Annotated in this window: 1 pseudogene; it reads right to left on the bottom strand. The window is 80.2% G+C overall.

What is annotated here, in order from left to right:
• Positions 1–183, bottom strand: a pseudogene (locus GT042_RS38840) (hypothetical protein); the annotation flags it as partial.
• Positions 184–388 lie beyond the last annotated feature (205 nt).

Here is a 388-nt window from a genome sequence, read left to right as displayed (position 1 = left end):
GCGGCGGCAGCCGGGGTTGGCCGCGAGGGCGGCCAGCGCGCGGGCGTCCAGGGGATGCGGCGCGACAGCCGGGCCGCGCAGCTCAGCGAGCCGTTGCCGCAGCGTCGTCCGCGGAGGAGGCGGCGGGGACGGAGGGGCTGGAGGGAGCGCTGGTGCGGGTCCGCTGCCCAGGGAATCGGTCACCCGCGGAAGTGTCGCATCCGCCGCTGACAATCGGGGGTTTGCGGGACCGGAGGGACGGGGCGGGCGCCCCGGCGGGGGCCGCGGCAGCGCCTCCGGCGGCCGGTCCCGCGTCGCCTCCCGCAACGGCTCCGACAGCGGCTCCGGCTCCCCCGTCGGCTCCGACAGCGGCTCCGGCTCCCGCTCCCGCAACGGCTCCGGCAGCGGC

The sequence above is a fragment of the Streptomyces sp. SID3212 genome (assembly GCF_009865405.1).
GTDB lineage: Bacteria > Actinomycetota > Actinomycetes > Streptomycetales > Streptomycetaceae > Streptomyces.
The sequence above is the reverse complement of the archived record's forward strand: the minus strand, read 5'-3'. Positions and strand labels throughout refer to the sequence as shown.